The sequence below is a fragment of the Bradymonas sediminis genome (assembly GCF_003258315.1).
In the GTDB taxonomy this organism is placed as follows: domain Bacteria; phylum Myxococcota_A; class Bradymonadia; order Bradymonadales; family Bradymonadaceae; genus Bradymonas; species Bradymonas sediminis.
This window is the reverse complement of the sequence record NZ_CP030032.1, coordinates 4,764,793-4,782,938: the sequence shown is the minus strand read 5'-3', so window position 1 is coordinate 4,782,938 and position 18,146 is coordinate 4,764,793. Positions and strand designations below refer to the sequence as shown.

At 60.6% G+C, this 18,146-nt stretch carries 18 protein-coding genes and 1 tRNA gene; 9 read left to right on the top strand and 10 right to left on the bottom strand.

Annotated elements, in window-relative coordinates:
• Window positions 1-94: 94 nt before the first annotated feature.
• Both gmd and DN745_RS18075 read right to left on the bottom strand, forming a co-directional pair.
• A complete protein-coding gene (gmd, locus tag DN745_RS18080; RefSeq protein ID WP_111337117.1) occupies window positions 95-1,189 on the bottom strand; it encodes a GDP-mannose 4,6-dehydratase in 1,095 nt (364 codons plus the stop codon).
• Between the two features lie 752 nt (window positions 1,190-1,941).
• A complete protein-coding gene (locus tag DN745_RS18075) occupies window positions 1,942-3,369 on the bottom strand; it encodes an ArnT family glycosyltransferase (protein WP_111337115.1) in 1,428 nt (475 codons plus the stop codon).
• A gap of 276 nt (window positions 3,370-3,645) precedes the next feature.
• On the opposite strand from DN745_RS18075, the gene DN745_RS18070 reads away from it, so the two are divergent.
• On the top strand, window positions 3,646-4,266 hold the full coding sequence (locus tag DN745_RS18070) for a class I SAM-dependent methyltransferase (protein WP_111337113.1): 621 nt from the start codon (window positions 3,646-3,648) through the stop codon (window positions 4,264-4,266).
• Window positions 4,267-4,279: 13 nt separating this feature from the next.
• Here DN745_RS18070 and DN745_RS19450 read toward each other — a convergent pair whose 3' ends face one another.
• Entirely contained in the window at window positions 4,280-5,857 is a 1,578-nt protein-coding gene (locus DN745_RS19450; RefSeq protein WP_162687775.1) for an N-formylglutamate amidohydrolase, read from the bottom strand.
• 233 nt (window positions 5,858-6,090) lie between these two features.
• Between DN745_RS19450 and DN745_RS18060 the strand changes: the two genes are divergently transcribed.
• The 8 genes from DN745_RS18060 (at window position 6,091) to DN745_RS18025 (ending at window position 14,098) form a co-directional block, all read left to right on the top strand.
• Entirely contained in the window at window positions 6,091-6,891 is an 801-nt protein-coding gene (locus DN745_RS18060; protein WP_133621942.1) for a hypothetical protein, read from the top strand.
• 100 nt (window positions 6,892-6,991) lie between these two features.
• Window positions 6,992-7,558, top strand: a complete 567-nt coding sequence (locus DN745_RS18055) for a peptidylprolyl isomerase (RefSeq protein ID WP_111337109.1) — start codon at window positions 6,992-6,994, stop codon at window positions 7,556-7,558.
• A gap of 51 nt (window positions 7,559-7,609) precedes the next feature.
• Window positions 7,610-8,347 carry an outer membrane beta-barrel protein gene (locus DN745_RS18050; RefSeq protein WP_111337107.1) on the top strand — a complete coding sequence of 246 codons (738 nt, stop codon included), beginning with the start codon at window positions 7,610-7,612 and terminating at the stop codon, window positions 8,345-8,347.
• Window positions 8,348-8,513: 166 nt separating this feature from the next.
• Entirely contained in the window at window positions 8,514-9,479 is a 966-nt protein-coding gene (locus DN745_RS18045; RefSeq protein ID WP_111337106.1) for an ROK family protein, read from the top strand.
• Window positions 9,480-9,533: 54 nt separating this feature from the next.
• The gene (locus tag DN745_RS18040; RefSeq protein WP_111337104.1) at window positions 9,534-10,397 is read left to right on the top strand and encodes an MBL fold metallo-hydrolase; all 864 of its coding nucleotides are present in this window, start codon (window positions 9,534-9,536) and stop codon (window positions 10,395-10,397) included.
• Between the two features lie 88 nt (window positions 10,398-10,485).
• A complete protein-coding gene (locus DN745_RS18035; protein WP_111337102.1) occupies window positions 10,486-11,775 on the top strand; it encodes a hypothetical protein in 1,290 nt (429 codons plus the stop codon).
• Window positions 11,776-11,834: 59 nt separating this feature from the next.
• A complete protein-coding gene (locus tag DN745_RS18030) occupies window positions 11,835-12,530 on the top strand; it encodes an RNA polymerase sigma factor (protein WP_111337101.1) in 696 nt (231 codons plus the stop codon).
• A gap of 152 nt (window positions 12,531-12,682) precedes the next feature.
• Window positions 12,683-14,098: a hypothetical protein gene (locus DN745_RS18025; protein ID WP_111337099.1), complete on the top strand. Its 1,416-nt coding sequence runs from the start codon at window positions 12,683-12,685 to the stop codon at window positions 14,096-14,098.
• A 188-nt stretch (window positions 14,099-14,286) separates the two neighbouring features.
• On the opposite strand, the gene rplL is transcribed toward DN745_RS18025, so the two are convergent.
• The 7 genes from rplL to DN745_RS17990 all read right to left on the bottom strand — a co-directional run bounded on the left by rplL (window position 14,287) and on the right by DN745_RS17990 (window position 18,135).
• Window positions 14,287-14,667: a 50S ribosomal protein L7/L12 gene (gene rplL, locus DN745_RS18020; RefSeq protein WP_111337097.1), complete on the bottom strand. Its 381-nt coding sequence runs from the start codon at window positions 14,665-14,667 to the stop codon at window positions 14,287-14,289.
• Window positions 14,668-14,748: 81 nt separating this feature from the next.
• On the bottom strand, window positions 14,749-15,273 hold the full coding sequence (gene rplJ / locus DN745_RS18015) for a 50S ribosomal protein L10 (protein ID WP_162687774.1): 525 nt from the start codon (window positions 15,271-15,273) through the stop codon (window positions 14,749-14,751).
• A 343-nt stretch (window positions 15,274-15,616) separates the two neighbouring features.
• On the bottom strand, window positions 15,617-16,321 hold the full coding sequence (gene rplA / locus DN745_RS18010) for a 50S ribosomal protein L1 (RefSeq protein ID WP_111337094.1): 705 nt from the start codon (window positions 16,319-16,321) through the stop codon (window positions 15,617-15,619).
• A gap of 28 nt (window positions 16,322-16,349) precedes the next feature.
• Complete coding sequence (gene rplK, locus DN745_RS18005) at window positions 16,350-16,775, bottom strand: 50S ribosomal protein L11 (protein WP_111337790.1); 426 nt, start codon at window positions 16,773-16,775, stop codon at window positions 16,350-16,352.
• A gap of 258 nt (window positions 16,776-17,033) precedes the next feature.
• Entirely contained in the window at window positions 17,034-17,591 is a 558-nt protein-coding gene (nusG, locus tag DN745_RS18000) for a transcription termination/antitermination protein NusG (RefSeq protein WP_111337092.1), read from the bottom strand.
• Between the two features lie 3 nt (window positions 17,592-17,594).
• On the bottom strand, window positions 17,595-17,987 hold the full coding sequence (gene secE / locus DN745_RS17995; protein ID WP_111337090.1) for a preprotein translocase subunit SecE: 393 nt from the start codon (window positions 17,985-17,987) through the stop codon (window positions 17,595-17,597).
• A gap of 75 nt (window positions 17,988-18,062) precedes the next feature.
• Window positions 18,063-18,135, bottom strand: a tRNA-Trp gene (locus DN745_RS17990).
• Window positions 18,136-18,146: the final 11 nt, after the last annotated feature.

Here is an 18,146-nt window from a genome sequence, read left to right as displayed (position 1 = left end):
CCGGCCCGGGCGCTCTCTACGCTTCAATCTATGGGGTATCGCGCTACGCGCGATGCGGGTGGGGACACCCGCGCTCCTTGAAGAGAGATGATATTTAGTCGACGCCTTGCTCGATCACATCGTAGCCGGCTTCGCGCAGCGTCACGAGCCGCTCGACCATGCCCAGGTCGTGGTCGACCATGATATTGCAGAGTTCCTGGACCGGGGTTTTTGCCTCCCAGCCAAATGCCTTCTTTGCCTTGGAGGGGTCGCCCAGCAGCAGGTCGACCTCGGTGGGGCGAAAATACGCGGGGTCTACCTCGACGAGCAGCTTGCCCGTCTCAGCGTGGTATCCCTTTTCGTCGACGCCCTCGCCTTCCCAGCGGATCGGCATATCGGCGCGCTCAAACGCCCACTGCGCGAAGTCGCGCACGGTCGTGGTCTCACCGGTGGCGAGCACATAATCGTCGGGCTTGTCCTGCTGCATCATCATCCACATGCCCATGACATATTCGGGCGCGTAGCCCCAGTCGCGCTTGGCGTCGAGGTTTCCGAGATAGAGACGCTCTTGCAGCCCGTGCTTAATTCGCGCGACCGCGCGGGTGATCTTGCGGGTCACAAAGGTTTTGCCGCGCCGCGGGCTTTCATGGTTAAAGAGGGTGCCGTTCGAGGCGTGAATGCCATAGGCTTCGCGATAATTCACCGTGATCCAATAGGCGTATAATTTCGCCACGGCATACGGCGAGCGCGGGTAGAACGGTGTGGTCTCAGACTGAGGGACTTCCTGCACAAGCCCGTAAAGCTCGCTGGTCGAGGCCTGGTAAAATTTGGTGTCGATGCCGGTTTCTTTGATGGCGTCGAGCAGGCGCAACGTGCCGAGGCCGCTGACTTGAGCCGTATAATCAGGCACCTCAAAGGATACCTGCACGTGGCTCTGGGCGCCGAGGTTATAGATCTCGTCGGGCTCAATGGTCTCCATAAGCCGCGAGAGATTCGAGGCATCCGAGAGGTCGCCATAATGCAAAAAGAGCCGCTGATCGCGGGTATGCGGATCCTGGTAAATATGCTCGAGGCGCTGGGTATTAAAGGAGCTGGAGCGGCGCACGATCCCGTGAACTTCGTAGCCCTTTTCGAGCAGAAGTTCGGCGAGGTAGGAGCCGTCTTGTCCGGTAATCCCGGTGATGAGTGCTTTTTTTGTTGTTTTTGTCATTTTCTGTTACGGCGATAAGGCCACAATGAGATGGTTTGGGAATTCGTAGTTATTTTAGATGAGTTGCGGATGGAGACCTGTTAAATCATTAACCAACATCTTTCCCGCAATACTTTAAGGGATCATCAAGATGCGAAACCTATGCAAATCGGGGGTGCGAGTCAATTCGCCCGCGCTCGGGAGACTCGGCGTGTCATACCCGAAAGCAGTCATACGCCATGACGAGATGAAATCGTCCAATTAGCCCGTAAAACCGCAATACATTGCGTCAGAAACACATGCCTATGAGTTTGGCGCATGAAAATCGCCCGAACGCCATATCCAATATGACATCTTTGCTCCAAATTTGCGCAAAATTTGTGCCGTATTGGGGCGTCCGCCGAAAGTAGCGTTATGAACGCTCTTAGAGGATGTTGGCCAGTTCTTATCCTATTCGCGCCGCCAACTCGCGCACCACCGGCGCCATCTTAATGGCCTCGGGGCGGGTGCCAAAGACCGTCAAAATATGCATTTTTGCTACTGATGAAGACGTCACTGCTGCTTCCCACTGCTATTTTTGGAGGAGGTCGTCAAGACCGCGAACCTACGCAACTCGGAAGTGATTCGTCAACCACGGTTCCGCAATCATTCACCCCCGCGCCGACTCGTCGATCGTAGCGATTCAACGCCTTGTGGGGCGGCGCAATTCGATAATTTGAATTTATGGACATTTGCGCGCTTGGCGTGGCTTATAACCTTCTACCTACGAAACATCACCTCGGCTCAATCACATGAATATAAGCATAATACTCCGGAATATCCCGCTCAAAGCGGCGCTTGAACGATGCATTTTTATCAAACCCAATATCAATGACCTCGGTGGTGCGCGCTTTTTGGCTGAGCAGAAAATCCGAATACGCCTGGGCTTTTTGACGACTCATTGAGCCACGGAATGTGCGAATGGCAATGATGCAGCCCTCTGCGGCTTCGGCATTGGACTTCCAATGGGCGTCGCGATGCAGGTAAATAAGCGTCGGGACAAGTGCCTCGCCATAATATGCGATGCCGGGATCCGACGTAATCAGGGTCGCGGCGTTGCAGTGCTCGGCGCGCTGACGAATGGTCGCCAAGATTTCATCGTAGGGCATATTCCAGGTGCCCTTGCTCGTATTCTGATGGCTCGCGACATTCACGACTCCCCAGAGATTTCCCAGCGAAATGAGCACAAAGGTAGTCACTCGCAACCAACGCGTTTGGATGCGGCTATAAGCGCCGCTTTGCCAGGCGCCCTGCGCCGAAGACAGGGTTACGAGATTTCGGTATTTTGTGGTTAAACGCGTGAGCAATAAACTGACAGAACCAACCAGCAAGAGTTGGGCGCTTGGTGCCTTTAGTGTTGCTCGAATATCCGCCATCGACACGACCAGGAGGATCGCGTTGCCGAAGATCAGCGCGCCGCCCGCAATGGTCAGCGGATAGGATCCCTGTCCCGCAAAAAGATGAAACCCAAGGCCAAATATCGACCTGAGATACCCGCCAAATTGCGCGCTGCTATTTTGAAGATGCACTCGGAAGAACACGATGATTTGCGGCAAAACAAGCGCCGCAGCCGCGGCCCCCGTCCATGCAATCGTCACCCATTCATCCCGCCATTTTTGCCTACGAGCAGTCAGCGCAATCAGAAATAAAACGGGGACAATGATCAGTCCAATATAGCCGATATAGACGAGCGCTACGGACAGAAAAAAGAAAAATCCCCAGAATATTCGCTGACGCTCACAGGGTCTTAATAGCAGATAGATCATCAGGTTGATGATCGTCACCGCATAGGCGTACCAACGCAGCCCCGTCCCCCATAAAAGAAGCGTTGGGTTCAGCCCGATCGCGACAAAGGCAAAAAAAGCCGGCCTCGACCGCGCGATTTCCTTCCAGACAAGCCACAGCGACGAGGCGGTCATTATCGCGCCAACAAGCCGTACAAATGACCAATCACCCGTGAGTTTAAGAACGAGCCAATTTAGCAGGTAGGAGCCCGGCGGATGGACATCGACCCGATTAACCAGCGCGGCTAATTGCAGGGCTCCGTCAGCCGCCTCGACCAAGTTCATATTAAAGAACTCGTCGTCATACCCATAGCTCAGAAAGCCAACAGAGCCGTATAGGACCCACAGAAAAACCAGCGCCAATGACTTTTGATACATGCTATGCGCTGCTCGCCGCGATTATCTGTTTGAGACGTCGCCACCTATGCGCCAATGAGCACGCAGCTGACAACGTCAAGGCGTCAAATATTAATCAACCAAATAGGCGGCGGCTCGACCAAAATCAAGCATTGGTGTTGGCCATCGAGACGCATGCGATAGTCCCCCCCACACGAAACCCTCTGGCCACCCCCGCATCAAATAGGCAACATAGTCGCACCACCCCGGGAGCAATCATTACTCGCCCCGGAACGACTTCTACCCAAAGGATATAAAATGTCTGAATTCGACCAGAAAGCCCGCGACTGGGACACCCCGCAGAAACAACAACGCGCCGCCGAGATCGCAAAGGCGATCCGCGCGACGGTGCCGCTGACCCAGGAGATGGCGGCGTTTGAATACGGCTGCGGGACCGGGCAGCTAAGCTTTGAGCTGCGCGAAGACGTCGGGGCGATCGTGCTGGCGGACACCTCGGAGGGGATGCTCGAGGTGCTGCGCGAGAAGATCGCCGCGGCCGGCGTCGACGCCATGACCGCGCTGAACCTCGACCTGGCCACCCAACCGCTGCCCGATGCGCGCTTTGACCTGATCTATAGCGCGATGACGCTGCACCATATCCCCGACACCGAGCAAATCCTCGGGCAATTCAGCGCGCTCTTAAACCCCGGCGGCTATCTGTGCATCGCCGACCTGGACCAGGAAGACGGGTCGTTTCACGGGCACGACGCCCACCATGTGCACCGTGGGTTCGCGCGCCCCGAGCTTCGCAAATTGGCCGAGGCGGCCGGGTTCACGGATATCGCGTTCTCCGACGCGTTTGAGGTCAAGCGCGAGGTCGGCCAAACCGGCCAAATGCGCGCGTTCTCGGTGTTTTTGATGGTGGGGAAAAAGGCATAAACGCCGGGTTTCATCAATCCTCCATATTCGACTCAATATGCGCGATATACGCCGTAATCACGTCCGCGAACGCCCGCGCGAACGCTTTTCGGCCGGCCTCGCCGCCGTCTGAGCCGCCCCAGCGGGCGTTTTTATGGGTCTCGATCTGCCAGCCAAAGACCCGCGAATACTCGGTCGCGGTGTAGCGGCGCGTGTTGAAGCCGCCGCTAAAATATTTGTCGCCCTCCAGGGGAACCGGGTCCTGGCGGCTGGGGACCGCGGGGATGCCGGCGGCGTGGATGCGCGTGCCAAAGGCGTCGGCGCCGAAGAGTTCGTCGCGAAAGTCCAGCGTCGACATCGACATCAGGTTTCGCAGCGATGAGCGCCGCCCCAGGCGCGCGGCTTCGGACGGGGTTTCGTGCACCGTCTTGATCGACGCTTTCGACAGCCCGTAGCCCAGCTCGAGGCGCTGCTTGGTGTGCCCGTGGCCGTGCAGATCGATATAGATGGCGTAGCCAAACTCGTCGATGGTGCGCGCCAGCGCGGTCTCGATATACGCGTGATATTGGCGCCAGACATCCTCCATGGCCGCGTTCCCGCAGGCCCCCAGGTCGATGTCGCGGTTGAGGTCCACCGCGGCGCGCTTGACGTGGGCGACCACCAGGTTCGGGCGCACGCCGTATTCGCTCTTTAAGCGTCGATAAAACTCGATGGCCAGGTCGCCGCTATTGGTGTCGGCGGTGGTGACCGGGCTGCTGCCGCAGGTGCGGGTGCTCACCGACGGCGGCTGAATGCGCCCGCCGTGCGGGGCGCTGATGACCAGCGGCATATCCCCCACGCGCACCTCCAGCCAATCATTATCGCTCTTGAAGATATCGCCGGTCTCCCAGTCGAGCTGGCCCTGGTCGACGCCGAACTCGAGCGTCTGCGCGTCCTCGCTCACGACGATCGACTTCGACTCGCATTGATGGTCGGTGATATTGGCGGAGTCCGCGCCGCCGCGCTCGTGCCCCCAGCAAAATTTGGCGACCACCTCGTCGCCCACCGCCAGCTCGCGCTCCATGCAGGCGTCGGCGGTGTTGGGCGTCCAGGCGCGCTTATCCCAGACATATTTGCGCTCCGCCCCGGCGGCCAGCCCGGCGGCGTCCCCGGCGTCCGAGGCGCACGAATCCGCGCAAGGCTCGCAGGCGGAGTCGCCGCACTCGCATTGCGCGCAATCATTCTCCAACCCGATACGCTCCCCGTTGACCTCCAGGACGAGCCACCCTCGGCTGGGATGGCACGGGGTGCCGGCGGGGGCGGGGTAGGTATAAAAGGTGCGCGCGGTTCGGTTTCGCAGCTTAAAAGTCAGCGGGCCGACCTGCGGCTCCGGGGCGACATCTTCGCCCGCCGCATCCTGTGCCGCGTCTTCGCCCAGCCCATCCTCGCCGAGGGCGTCTTCGCCTGCGGCATCCTCGACAGCCGCGTCGCCCAGCACATCTTCGGCGCGGGCGTCGCTGCGACCGCTATCCTGCCACGTCTGATTCCCCGTGGTGAGGTCTGAGGTGCAGCCCACCGTCAGCGATAGAGCGGCCAGGGCGCCAAGGAGCACAGCTTTTGTCGATATACGCATCTTTCACACTCGGGGATGTGGGCCTCATCGCGCGCTTCTCGACCGAGAGACGTCCGACGGGACAAAACAATAATGGTGATGCGCAGCACACTAATAACTCCTTTCCGATTTGCGCAAGCCCCCTGCGATCGGGTATGAAGCCCATGCTTCAAAAAAGTGGTTTTGACACAGTGTTTTTGGCGCAACTTCGCGCGCTGGCTGACGAATAAATTGATAAGTAGTGGAGACTCGACGTGAATTACCGTTCTTTATTGTGCGCTTCGGCGTTCTTGTTGGTGAGCTTTGGGGTGATGGGCTCGGCGGCCGCGCAGATGCCAGTGGACCTGCTGGTGGGCATCAAGGGCGGGGTGGCCGGCACCGCCACCAGCGAGGTGCCCAAGCTCAGCAACCGCCAGCAGATCCAATACGCCCAGCCCACCGACGACTCCGGGTTTTACCCGGGCTTCGGCATCGGACCGGGGGTCGGCCTGTCGCTGGAGGCGCGCATTCTGGGGGTGCTTGGGCTCGAATCGGGCGTCTATTATATGGGCGATAACCTGACCGGCTGGCAGGATAAATCGGTCAATAGCATCCCGCGCGGGCGGGTGACGATGGAGCATCAGGTCAGCGCCTTGCACGTGCCGGTGCTGCTCAAAGCGGTGGCTCCCTCGGCGGGGCTCAAGCCGTTTTTGGGGCTGGGCCTGGAGTTCGTCTTCCAGCAGAGCAGCTCGCTGGAGTACCGCACCGAGCGCGAGAACTCGAACGACCCGACCATCGACCAATACGGGCCGCTGTTCAGCGAGCGAAACCGCGTCAGCACCGCCAGCTATATGATGTTGCAGTTGACGACCGGCGTCGAGATCGACCTGGGCGTGGTGCGCGTGCCGGTCGAGCTGCGCGCCGGGTATAACCTGGGCTGGGACGACAGCTTCGACGCGCGCGTCAAGGTCGAGAGCGGCGGCAGCACCGGGCATACCTTCACCTCCAACGGCGAGAATATGGCGCATTTCGGCATCTTCACCGGCGTGGTTTACGACTATGATTTCTTGCTATAAACGTGGTAGCCACGGTGCACACAAATTGTGATGCCTGTGCTTTTTTGTTTTCAAATACTGCCCTCAAGGCGAGGGCGCATCATCATGAAAGGGATAAATAATGAGTGGAATCAAAGATTTTAATGAAGTTCCGGCCGACTACGTCGCAGGCGAAGGCGCTCTTCACGTGATCCTGCACACCAACCTGGGCGCGCTGGACATCCTGATGTTCGAAGAAGAAGCCCCCAAGACGGTCGCAAACTTCGTGGGCCTCGCCACCGGCAAGCGCGCCTACACCGACCCGGAGACCGGCGAGACCTCCCACGAGCCGTATTATGACGGGCTTATCTTCCACCGCATCATCGACGGCTTCATGATCCAGGGCGGCGACCCGACCGGCACCGGTCGCGGCGGCCCCGGCTACCGCTTCGCCGACGAGTTCCACCCCGACCTGCGCCACACCAGCGCGGGCACCCTGTCGATGGCCAACGCCGGCCCGAACACCAACGGCAGCCAATTCTTCATCACGCTCGGCCCGACGCCCCACCTCGACGGTCGCCACGCCGTCTTCGGAAAAGTCGTCGCTGGACTCGACGTGCTTGAGAAGATCGGCGCGGTCCGCACCAACGCCGGCGACCGTCCGCTTGAGGACGTGGTCATCGAGCGCGCCGAGGTCAAACGCGTCTAAGCCCGCGTCAACCAGGCCGGTCAGGCTGCCCGTATCATCTGGGAGTTTGGGATGAAGAAGTTCATATTCGGACAATTCAGCGCCGCGCTCGTCGCGGCGACTCTACTCGCGGGGCTTTCGGCGTCGGCCGAAGCCGCCGATGATGCGGGCGACCTGGCCATCGCCGCCAAAATAGGCGGCAATTGGAGCGTGCTGGGACAACCCGACGACGCCCGCGGCGAGCCCACGCTGCTCAGCGGCAGCGCGTTCTCGGGCTTCGGATTCACCGGCGGCGTCACCGCCCTCTACGAACTCGCCGAGGTCAAAGGCGCGCGCTTCGAATTAGAGGCCGGCCTGCTCTATAGCTACCACAGCGGCGAGGGCTTCGAGAGCCTGGGCGAGCGCAAACGCACGGTGACCCTGACCTCACACATCGTCCATGTGCCGGTCCTGGTGCATATGAAGAACGCCCAGCGCCGCGGCGGCTTCCGCCTGGGCGTGGGCTTGGTGCCGATGCTGGGGCTGCAGAGCGGCGCGACGGTGGTCATCGAGAATTCGGACCAGGCGGCCGAGCCGCTGGAGACCACCCCTGCCTTCCACCTGGGCCTGACGGCGGCGCTCGGCTATGATTTCGAGCTCAACTCGAAGATGAGCGTCCCCCTGGAGGTCCGCGTCGCCTGGGACCCCGCGGTCGGCGAGACCACCCGCGAGCGCTTCCCCGATTTCGCCTCGACCAGCGACCCCGGCGCGTATCAGGTGGCCTATAATTGGCAGCTCTTTTTCATGACGGGTGTTCGCTACGAATTGTAATTCGCGGCTCAAACCGTTCTTCAAAGAAGCCGCTCCGACGCCATGCGCTGGAGCGGCTTCTTCGATCTTCGGGCGGTGATTGCAAGTCGATGGGATGCACGCATATTCAAAGAGACCCATTTATTCTGAGCGAATATCACGCAAATAACGACCGGGTGAGAACGCTATGAAAGGATTTGCCGGCTTTGATATCGGCGGGACCAACGCCCGCGTGCGATTATATGGAAAAGATTGGCGCCCGATCGCCGAGCAACGCCGGCTCACGCGCGGCGCGGCGCCCGAGGCGGTAGTCGAGACCATGTGTGAGATGCTGCTGAGCGCCTGCAAAGAGGCGGGCATCGCGCCTGGCACCCTGGCCAGCGTGGGCGTGGGCATCGCGGCCCAGCTCGACCGCAGCGGCCAAACCGTGCTCAACGCCCCGAACCTCGGCTGGCGAAATGTCCCCTTCGGCGCGATGCTGCGCGAAGCCCTGCAAGGTGACCTCGGCGCGCCGAAGACCCGCATGGTCAACGATCTCAACGCCATCTTGTGGGGCGAGCATAGCGCGGGCGCGGTGCGCGACGCCAAAAATGTGCTGGCGGTCTACGTGGGCACCGGCGTCGGCGGGGCCATCCTCACCGACGGCAGGCTCTTCTTCGGCGCGGGCGGAAACGCCGGCGAGATCGGCCACTCCAAGGTCAGCCCGGGCGGGCTACTCTGCGGCTGCGGCGAGCGCGGGTGCGTCGAAGCCTACGCCGGCGGGCTTCACCTGGAGCAACGCGCCGTTGAGATCGCAACATATAACTGCCTCGAAGACGTGCTGCGCGAGGGCGACGGCCCGCTGGCCGACCTGGAGGCCGCCGACCAGCTCGCGGCCTCCGGCGAGCCCCACTTCGACAAGTCCTGGCAAATCGCCACGGATTACCTCGCGGTGGTCATCGCCAACGCCTGCACCCTGCTCAACCCCTCGGTGCTCTTGCTTGGCGGCGGCGTGCTCGATAATCTCGCAGACTTCCGCGCGCGCCTGCTCGGCAAGATCCCGGCGCTGGTGCTAGAAACCGCGCGCGACGACCTCGAGATTCGCTCTCCAGAGCTCGGCGACGACGCCGGCGTCCTGGGCGCCGCGCGACTCGCCGCCGAGTTCGGGCGCTGAGCTAAAAGCGCCCTCCCGAAATTTATACGCATTCAAGTTATAAGTGGTCCCTCCATGACGTCTGAAAACCCGCCGCACCCCGCCGACATCGTCCCGGGCATCCGCACCGTCTTGCTCAAAACCGACACGCTCCCCCCGGCCACTCACACCCATTGCTATATCGTGGGGGACGCCGATTTTGTGGTCATCGACCCCGGCAGCAAAGACGCGCATGAGCAGGAGCGCCTGCGCCAGGTGGTCGAGGCGTCGGTCGCCGCGGGGCGCAACTTCGTCGCCATCGTCTTGACCCATCAACACCGCGATCATATCGGCGGCGTCGAGGCGCTCCGCGCACAATTCGGCGTGCCCGTCTGGGCGCACCGCATCACCTCGGAGCAGCTCCCGCGCATCGATGTTCAGCGCTTCCTCGAAGACGAGGAGCACATCGAACTCGGCGCGGATTCGCTGCGATGCCTGCACACGCCGGGGCACGCGTCGGGCCATCTTTGCCTGCACCACCCGCGCAGCAACTCCCTGCTGGTGGGCGACCTGGTCGCCTCCGAGGGCACCATCGTCATCAACCCGCCCGACGGCCATATGGGCGATTATCTGGAGAGCCTTGAGCGCGCGCGCGCGCTCAAGGCCCGCACCCTTTTGCCCGCCCACGGCTCGCCAATCGAAGCGCCCGAGCCGCTGCTGACCTATTATCTCAATCACCGCCAGACCCGCGAAGCCGAGGTCCTCGCCGTGCTCACCAGCCTCACCGGCGGGCCGACCGCCAATTATGAGTCGGTCACCCCGGCGGACCTGGTCCCGGAGGTCTACGAAGAACTCCCGGTCACCGTGTGGCCCCTCGCCGCGCGCAGCCTGCTCGCCCACCTCATTCATCTGGCCGAATTGGGACACGCCCACCAAGAAGCGGGGCGGTTTCGCGTCTGAATCGCGCAAGGGGATTGCGCACAGGCAACCTCACACCTTATGATGCCCCGGTAAGAACTTCCTACTTTTCTTAAGAATGGCTTAATTTATGAAGACCTCGATGTTTCGTATCGGACGTCAGCGCGGATTGTTATCGGTATTGCTCGTGTTTTTGCTGGTCGCGAGCCTCGGCTGCGAGCGCAAGCCCGGCGACCTGGAGCAGTGGCGTACCGCCAAAGGCGGCATGCAAAAGATGCAGGAGTGGGCCCAGAGTGATGAGGAACCGCGCGACGTGCGTATTCGCGCCGTCGAGATTCTCATCGAAGAAGGCCAGGTCAACCAGCTTAAGCCGACCCTTGAGGGCGTCGCCGACACGAAGCTTCGCGCCGAAATGGTCGCCGCCGTCGTGCCGACCGTCGAGAAGATGTGGGCGGCCAACGACTACCCGAAGATCAGCGAGGCCGACGAGGAAAAGGGCGCGGTGAAGGTCGGCGCGTCTGAGTCGGTGGTGGCAAAAGACGCCGCGTTCTTCCTGATCCCCTTCGCCGAAGGCGCAGAGAAAGAGAAGCTCCAGAAGATCCTCGCCGAGTGGATGTCGGCGGATTGGCAACTTCGCAACCAGCTCGGCAACGTGAAGCTCAACCAGATCGCGGAATACGCCGGCGAGGCCGGGAATAAAGGACTCCTGGACTGGTTGAAGGTCGCGATCGAGCCGCATCGCCCGGCTGATATGATCGCCCGCGGCGGCGACGACGCCACCCAGGAAAAGGCCGCGTTGATCCTGCTGGAGCGCGCCAACGCCGACTACCCGAAGCTCACCCCCTCGCTCAACGGCGCGGTGATGGCGACCAACCGCGCGGAGCTCGCCCCGCTCTTCAAGAAGATGATCAACGACCCGGAATCCTCGGGCGGAACGATCGACGCCGCGATGGACGCGCTGGTTCGCGTCCAAGACCGCCGCGCCGCGCCGTTCTTCAGCGACCTCATCGGCAAGCGCGGCGGCCAGATCCGCTGGGTCGCCGCCGACCGCATCAGCGAGGTCCTCGGCAAGCCCGCTTTCACCTTCGTGAGCACCGCCCTGCCGGTCGAGATGGACACCTACCCTGGACAGGACTCCGAGGGCTTCAAAAAAGAAGCCACCGGCTATTGCGGGCTCTATAAGGCGAAGATGGCCAAGGCCGGCACCACCGATGTCAGCGATGAGCTCAAAAAAGGCCTCGAGAGCGCGCGCTGGCCAGCGCGCGTCCTGGGCCTAAAATGCGCCGAGGTCTTTAAGAGCACCGACTTGGCCGCGGACGTCGACGCCCTTAAATCTGATCGCCAGCAAGTCCCGGGCTGGGGCGAAGCCACCACCGTGGGCGCCATCGCCTCCGAGGTCGCGGCGAACCTGTCCAAATAATCACCTGACGCGGCCGGCGCCCACCCCAGGGCGCCGGCCCGCCCCCGAGATCCACACCGATGCTCCTGGCGATCGCCAAAAAACTACTGCGCAAAGCCACGAAGAGCGGTGGGGACGCTGGCACGCCTAAAGAGCGCAGCGACGAGCAATTGATGCTGGACTACGCCGGGGGCGACGTCGCGGCGTTCGAAGAGTTAGTGGGCCGCCATGAGCGCGCCCTTTACTTTTATATTCTGCGCAGTTGCGGGCGCCGCGAGCTCGCCGAGGAGATCCTCCAGGAGGTCTTTTTCAAGGTCATCAAGGCCTCCGACCGCTACGAACCCTCGGCAAAATTCACCACCTGGGTCTATACGATCGCGCGCAATCTATGCGTCGATAAGGCCCGCAAGCGAAACCGCGTCGACGAGACCTCGCTGGATCAACCCGCCGGCAAAGACGCCGACGCCCCCGCCCTGGTCGAGCGCTTGGCCGACCCACGCGCGACCGCCTCGGGCGTCGAGTACGAGCGCCAGGCGTTTCGCGAAAAGCTAATGGCAGCCCTGGAAACCCTCCCCGAAGATCAGCGCGAGGTCTTCGTCCTGCGCGAGTTCTCGGGGCTTAAATTCCAGGAGATCGCCGAGGCGGTCGGCTGCAAAGTGCCCACCGCGAAAAGCCGGATGCGCTACGCGCTGGAGGCCCTCCGCGGGCACCTCGCCGATTATCTCGACCATAGTTTTGACCAAGAGGAGGAGCGAAATGTTGCCCTCTCGGACTGAAGTACACCGCCGATTTATTCGACGAATTAGATCCAACGCTCGATTGTTACGTTTAAGCTACCGAGGACCTGACGCACCTGCACCCGCAATGAGCGTGGAGCAATTCGAAGACCTTATTTCGCAGCAGCGCTACGCCGCAAAGGAAATGGACCATGGCTGTCGATAAGCCACAATTAGAACCGGGGCTCCTCGAGCGACTCTACCCAGATGAATTGGGTGAGCTCGACGAGGCGGAGCGCCGTGCGCTGCTCGACGCAGCGGGATTGTCGGCCGACCGCGCGAAAGAGCTCGAAGACCTCGACGCGATGCTTGGGCTGATCCGCGCCGAAGACCTCGTCGAAGAGGTCCCGGCCACGGTCCACGCATCGATCATGGACGCGGCGCGCGCCCACCACTCGGCGCCGGCTGCGGCGTCTCCGCACTCACGCGCCGGAGCGGCGGCGGCGCGCAAGCCACGCGTCCCGGAGTCCGAGCACCCGCACGCCTCGGGCGGCGCGAAGCCATTCTGGGCGCGTATGCCCATCGACACAGCCCGCCAGGTGGCGCTGGCGGCGACGGTATTGCTGGTGGCCGGGGTGGCGTTTGTCATGACCCGCCCGACCCCCGACGAGCGATTCGAGCAGGCAAGTTCGGCGGTCGTCTCTGAGGTCACGTTTGACGGCCCACCGCAGGCCGCGACGCCCCCGGCGCCCGAAGCAGGCGCCCCGGCGATGGCAGAACTCGCCGAGAAAGAAGAAGCTTCGGACGAGCAGGGGACGCCCGAGGGATTTGGCCGCGGTGAGAGCGAACTCGCGCTCAATACCGAGTACGAGCAGGAACCCTCACCGAAGGGCTTGGCCGCGCCGAGCTATCGCGGCCGTGCGGCCGACGCCCTTCCGGCGGAGCGCAAGAGTGAGAGCGCCGACAAAAAGGCGAAGCCTACGAAGTCCGCGTCCCGCGGCGCCGCGAAACCGGCCCCGACGCCGAGGGCAACGTCTGCCCCCAGCGCCCCGGCCAAACGCGGCGGCTCCGAACAGGTGATCGATATCTTTGCCGACAATATGGCGGCGCGGGCCAGCACCTCCGAGAAGTCAGCCGAGGATGCCGAAGAGATCGCCATGCTCGAAACCGACAGCGCGAGCGCCGGCGGCGCTGCGTCCCTGGGCGCGGCCGACTCTGACGCACCACCGATGGCCGCCGAGAGCAAAAAAGACGCGCCCGAACCCTCGGAGATCGACGCGATCGCCGAAAGCTTCACCAGCGGAAATTACGGCGAGACGACCACCCGCGTGGATGCATTCCTGGGGGAGCCAAACGCCTCAGCCCAGGACAAGGCGCGGGCCATGGAGTTTAAAGCGCGCGCCCAGGAAGCCAGCGGCGACCCCAGCGGCGCCCTCGACACCTACGAGCAACTGCGTCAGCGCTATTCGGGTTATAAATCCAGCGCGATCGCCGCCGAGATCGCGCGCCTGGACACCCAACTCAACAGCCGCCCGATGCGACGCGCCCGCGAGCGCGCGGCGCCCGCGTCGAAGTCAAAGATGGACTCCTCCGAGCCGCGCCCCGCCTCGATCGACGCCGTCGAATAACGCGCCCCTCGCGCACTACCGCGCAATGGACGGCTCGCCTCCGTATCGAGCCTCGCGCCCCCCTATCCAACCCGAAACTTGAGCCCAAGAAAAGAGAAAGGCGGCCCGGGATAAATCCCGAGGCCGCCTTTCTCGAAGCGTGCCCATGAGCGCCGGGTTTCGAGAAACCCGGCGCCAATGAAGCGAACTTACTTGAGTTCAACCGAAGCACCAGCAGCTTCAAGCGACTCTTTCATCTTCTCAGCTTCGTCTTTGTCGACGCCTTCTTTGATGGCAGCCGGGGCGCCTTCAACGAGGTCTTTAGCGTCTTTGAGGCCGAGACCGGTGATCTCGCGAACCGCTTTGATGACCTGGATTTTCTTGGCGCCAAAGCTGGTGAGCATGACGTCGAATTCGGTCTGCTCTTCAGCAGCAGCAGCCGGGCCAGCGGCCGGGCCAGCAGCGATAGCGACAGCAGCCGAAGCCTCGACGCCCCATTTGTCCTCGAGCTCGGTGACCAGGTCACTGATCTCCATGACGCTCAAGTTGCTCAAAAACTCAACGACCTGCTCTTTTGTAACGTCAGCCATTTTTAGACTCCTAAGGATATCGCCCCGATATCAGTTTGGGGCATGTTTTTTGAAAATTTCGAAACGATCCAAAACCGCGAATTAAGCGGCTTCGTCGATGTCTTTCTTGCGCGCATTGAGCAAGTGCAACATCTGGGTCGGTACTGCATTGAGAAGGCGAACGAAATTGGTCGGCCCGGCAATGAACGTGCGCAGAAGCGTCGCGCGAAGCTCATCTTTGGTGGGCATTTTCGCCAGTTGATCGACCCCATCGGCGTCCAGCACAGTGCCGTCGAGGTATCCGCCCTTCAGGACGAATTTATCATTCTTCTCGGCGTATTTGCTCGCGATCTTCGCGGGCGATACGGCGTCCTCATAGCTATATGCGATGGCGGTGGTACCGGAGAAGGAGTCCGCGAGGACTTCCATGTCGGTGCCTTCCAGAGCACGTTTAGCGAGAGTATTCTTGACCACGGAATAGGTTACGCCTTCTGCGCGAAACTGGCTGCGCAGCTCGTTAACCTCATTCACTTTGATCCCAGCGTGGCTGGTGAGAATGATCGATTTGGCTTGACCGAATTCGTCGCGCAGTTTTGCAACAACATCTTCTTTTTGTGCGCGTCTCACGGGCAACTCCTAAACATGAAGGTGAGTCCATTAAAAAACCCCCAGCCGAATCAACGGAGGAGGTCAACGAACACGAAACCGTTTTAAGCGCACGGTGCGCAGCTAAGACGGTAAATCTATGTTGTTAACGTCTCCGCGGGGTTATCTTATTAAGCCTTCGAGCGAACTCGTTGGCCCCTGCTTCTTCGACGCGGCTGGTATCTTCTTTTCGCCCGGTGATTCTCCGGCCAGGCGATGCCGGGTCAAGCGGGAGTCCCACTCGACCCGGCCTTACTAGGGCACTTCGAGGTCGAGGTCAAGCGTCTTTGGCGAAGTTTCGCCAAAAACGCCCAACCCCTACCTATTAAAGCATTTCGCGAGCGAAGTTGGTGTCCAGCTTGAAGCCGGGGCCCATCGTCGAGCTGATGCTGATCTTGCGGAAGTACGGCGCTTTGGAGCTGGCGGGCTTCAGACGCGCAAGCGTGCTGATTACCTCTTCCAGGTTCTCTTTGATCTTCTGCTCGTCGAAGCTGACGCGCGCGAAGGAGAGGTGGATGATACCGGCCTTGTCGACGCGGAACTCCACACGACCTGCTTTGAGCTCTTTGACGATCTTGGCGACGTCAAAGGTAACCGTGCCGCTCTTCGGGTTGGGCATCAACCCACGCGGTCCGAGGATCGGACCGATACGTCCGACCTGGCCCATCATGTCCGGCGTCGCAACGGCGACGTCGAAGTCGGTCCAGTTATCAGCGGTGATGCGCTGAATGATGTTGTCGGCGCCGACGAAGTCAGCTCCGGCTGCCTCAGCCGCCGCTGCGTGCTCGCCCTTGGCGAAGACCACAACCGTGGTCTGCTTGCCGCGACCGTGCGGAAGCAGCAAGGAGCCGCGGACCATCTGGTCTGCGTGGCGCGGGTTGACGTTGAGGTTGATCGCGGCGTCAATCGACGCGTCGAATTTGGTCGAGCTCAGCTCTTTGACCGACGCGATCGCTTCGTCAAGCCCGTACAATTTAAGCGGGTCGACCTGCTTTGCAGCGTCGTTATATTTTTTTCCGTGGCGTGCCATGGATAAACTCCTCCGTCAAAAAACGGGATTAATGTTTGACTCTGACGCCCATCGACTGACACGTACCTTCGACGGTGCGTGCAGCGGCCTCAATATCATCGGTGGACAGATCGGGAAGTTTGATCGCAGCGATCTTTTTGACCTGTTCCCAGGTCAGCGTTCCGACTTTCTTACGGTTCGGAATGCCGCTTCCTTTCTGGATGCCCAACTCTTTGAGAATCAGGATGGGGGCCGGCGGAGTTTTGGTGATGAAGTCGAAGGAACGGTCAGCGTAGACCGTGATCTCGACCGGGATGATCATACCAGGCTGATCCTGCGTACGCGCGTTGAACGCCTTGCAGAATTCCATGATATTGACGCCGTGCTGACCGAGCGCGGGGCCGACGGGCGGCGACGGATTCGCCTTGCCAGCAGGACACTGCAGCTTGATCACTGTTACTTTCTTCTTAGCCATCTTTTCACCTCGTTTCAGACTCGTAGGTACGAGCGGCGCAGTATACGTCGCAAGGGTGTCGACTCCTGCGCGCTTCGCAAAATTAAATCCCGACTCAAACAAGTCGGGAGTGGGGCTAGTACATCATGGCGCCTAAAAACGCAAACGCAGTGATGAGGGTTTCTTGGAAATTGTTACGCCTGACGTCGCTACGAATAAAAAAAGCGCCGAATCTTTCGATTCGGCGCTCCTTTAATACTCGAGGCTATCAGCCGATGTTTACTCGTCTGTCTCTTCGACCTGGTCGAAGTCGAACTCCACGGAGGTCGGACGCCCGAAGATTTCGACGAAGACTTTGAGCTTCTCCTTCTCTTCGTTGACCTCTTCGATCGTGCCGGTGAAGTCTGCGAAGTTGCCCTCGGTGATCCGGACCTTGTCGCCTTGGCTGAAGCTGTAGGCGGTCTCGGAGCGCAGGGTACCCTCTTCGATCTTCTCCTCAATACCTTTGACTTCTTTCTCGGAGACGGGCATCGGGCGGCGCTGGGTGCCACCAACAAAGCCGACAACCTTGGGCGTATCTTTCACGATATGCCAGGTCTCGTCGTCGAGGAACATCTTAACAAAGATGTAGCCTTTATAGAATTTTTCGGTGCGCTCGCGTCGTTTACCGTTCTTCATCTCGACCACAGTCTCGGTCGGGATGTAGATCTCTTCGAAATCATCGGCGCGCTCAGACGCCTCGATGCGAAGCTCCAGAGCCAATTTGGCTTTGTTCTCGTAGTTCGAGAACGTCTGGACGATAAACCATTCTTTGCGCTTCTCTTCTTCGTTCGCCATGGGTTACACGCCAGGGTTGGTGAGAAGCCACGTGGTGAGTTTGCTCCACAATTGATCGGAACCCCACAAAAACACGCTCAAGACTACGGTGAAGACGATCGTGATAACCGTGGAGCGCTTGGTCTGCGACCAGTTCGGCCAGGTTACCTTTTGTAGCTCGATGATAACCTCGCTGAAGTAGCGACGGATATCTACGCGTTTGTACAGATAGAGCACCAACGCGACGGTCAAGCCGATCGCGATCAATGTGGATAAGGTGATGGCGTCGCCCACGATCGAAACCTGGCGCAACGCGTCAACACTCTCCCAGAGCCAAATTAATGACTTATCGAAGATGGTGAAGGCGAGTATGGCAATGCCAAAATAGACCAGATTTACGTAACGGGAAACGTCCATGATCCTCAATCGATCTGTGAAAAGGGCGGGTGCCCGACACGATGCGGCAAACCACCACAGGCGGTTTGTTTGCAACAGGCCACGAGGGACTCGAACCCCCAACCGCCGGATTTGGAATCCGGAGCTCTACCAATTGAGCCAGTGGCCTAAAAAATACGC

What these genes read in the sequence shown, in the direction of transcription:
- gmd (WP_111337117.1), bottom strand. Translation starts at nt 1,189, where the DNA reads ATGACAAAAACAACAAAAAAAGCACTCATCACCGGGATTACCGGACAA.
- DN745_RS18075 (WP_111337115.1), bottom strand. Translation starts at nt 3,369, where the DNA reads ATGTATCAAAAGTCATTGGCGCTGGTTTTTCTGTGGGTCCTATACGGC.
- DN745_RS18070 (WP_111337113.1), top strand. Translation starts at nt 3,646, where the DNA reads ATGTCTGAATTCGACCAGAAAGCCCGCGACTGGGACACCCCGCAGAAA.
- DN745_RS19450 (WP_162687775.1), bottom strand. Translation starts at nt 5,857, where the DNA reads ATGCGTATATCGACAAAAGCTGTGCTCCTTGGCGCCCTGGCCGCTCTA.
- DN745_RS18055 (WP_111337109.1), top strand. Translation starts at nt 6,992, where the DNA reads ATGAGTGGAATCAAAGATTTTAATGAAGTTCCGGCCGACTACGTCGCA.
- DN745_RS18050 (WP_111337107.1), top strand. Translation starts at nt 7,610, where the DNA reads ATGAAGAAGTTCATATTCGGACAATTCAGCGCCGCGCTCGTCGCGGCG.
- DN745_RS18045 (WP_111337106.1), top strand. Translation starts at nt 8,514, where the DNA reads ATGAAAGGATTTGCCGGCTTTGATATCGGCGGGACCAACGCCCGCGTG.
- DN745_RS18040 (WP_111337104.1), top strand. Translation starts at nt 9,534, where the DNA reads ATGACGTCTGAAAACCCGCCGCACCCCGCCGACATCGTCCCGGGCATC.
- DN745_RS18035 (WP_111337102.1), top strand. Translation starts at nt 10,486, where the DNA reads ATGAAGACCTCGATGTTTCGTATCGGACGTCAGCGCGGATTGTTATCG.
- DN745_RS18030 (WP_111337101.1), top strand. Translation starts at nt 11,835, where the DNA reads ATGCTCCTGGCGATCGCCAAAAAACTACTGCGCAAAGCCACGAAGAGC.
- DN745_RS18025 (WP_111337099.1), top strand. Translation starts at nt 12,683, where the DNA reads ATGGCTGTCGATAAGCCACAATTAGAACCGGGGCTCCTCGAGCGACTC.
- rplL (WP_111337097.1), bottom strand. Translation starts at nt 14,667, where the DNA reads ATGGCTGACGTTACAAAAGAGCAGGTCGTTGAGTTTTTGAGCAACTTG.
- rplA (WP_111337094.1), bottom strand. Translation starts at nt 16,321, where the DNA reads ATGGCACGCCACGGAAAAAAATATAACGACGCTGCAAAGCAGGTCGAC.
- rplK (WP_111337790.1), bottom strand. Translation starts at nt 16,775, where the DNA reads ATGGCTAAGAAGAAAGTAACAGTGATCAAGCTGCAGTGTCCTGCTGGC.
- nusG (WP_111337092.1), bottom strand. Translation starts at nt 17,591, where the DNA reads ATGGCGAACGAAGAAGAGAAGCGCAAAGAATGGTTTATCGTCCAGACG.
- secE (WP_111337090.1), bottom strand. Translation starts at nt 17,987, where the DNA reads ATGGACGTTTCCCGTTACGTAAATCTGGTCTATTTTGGCATTGCCATA.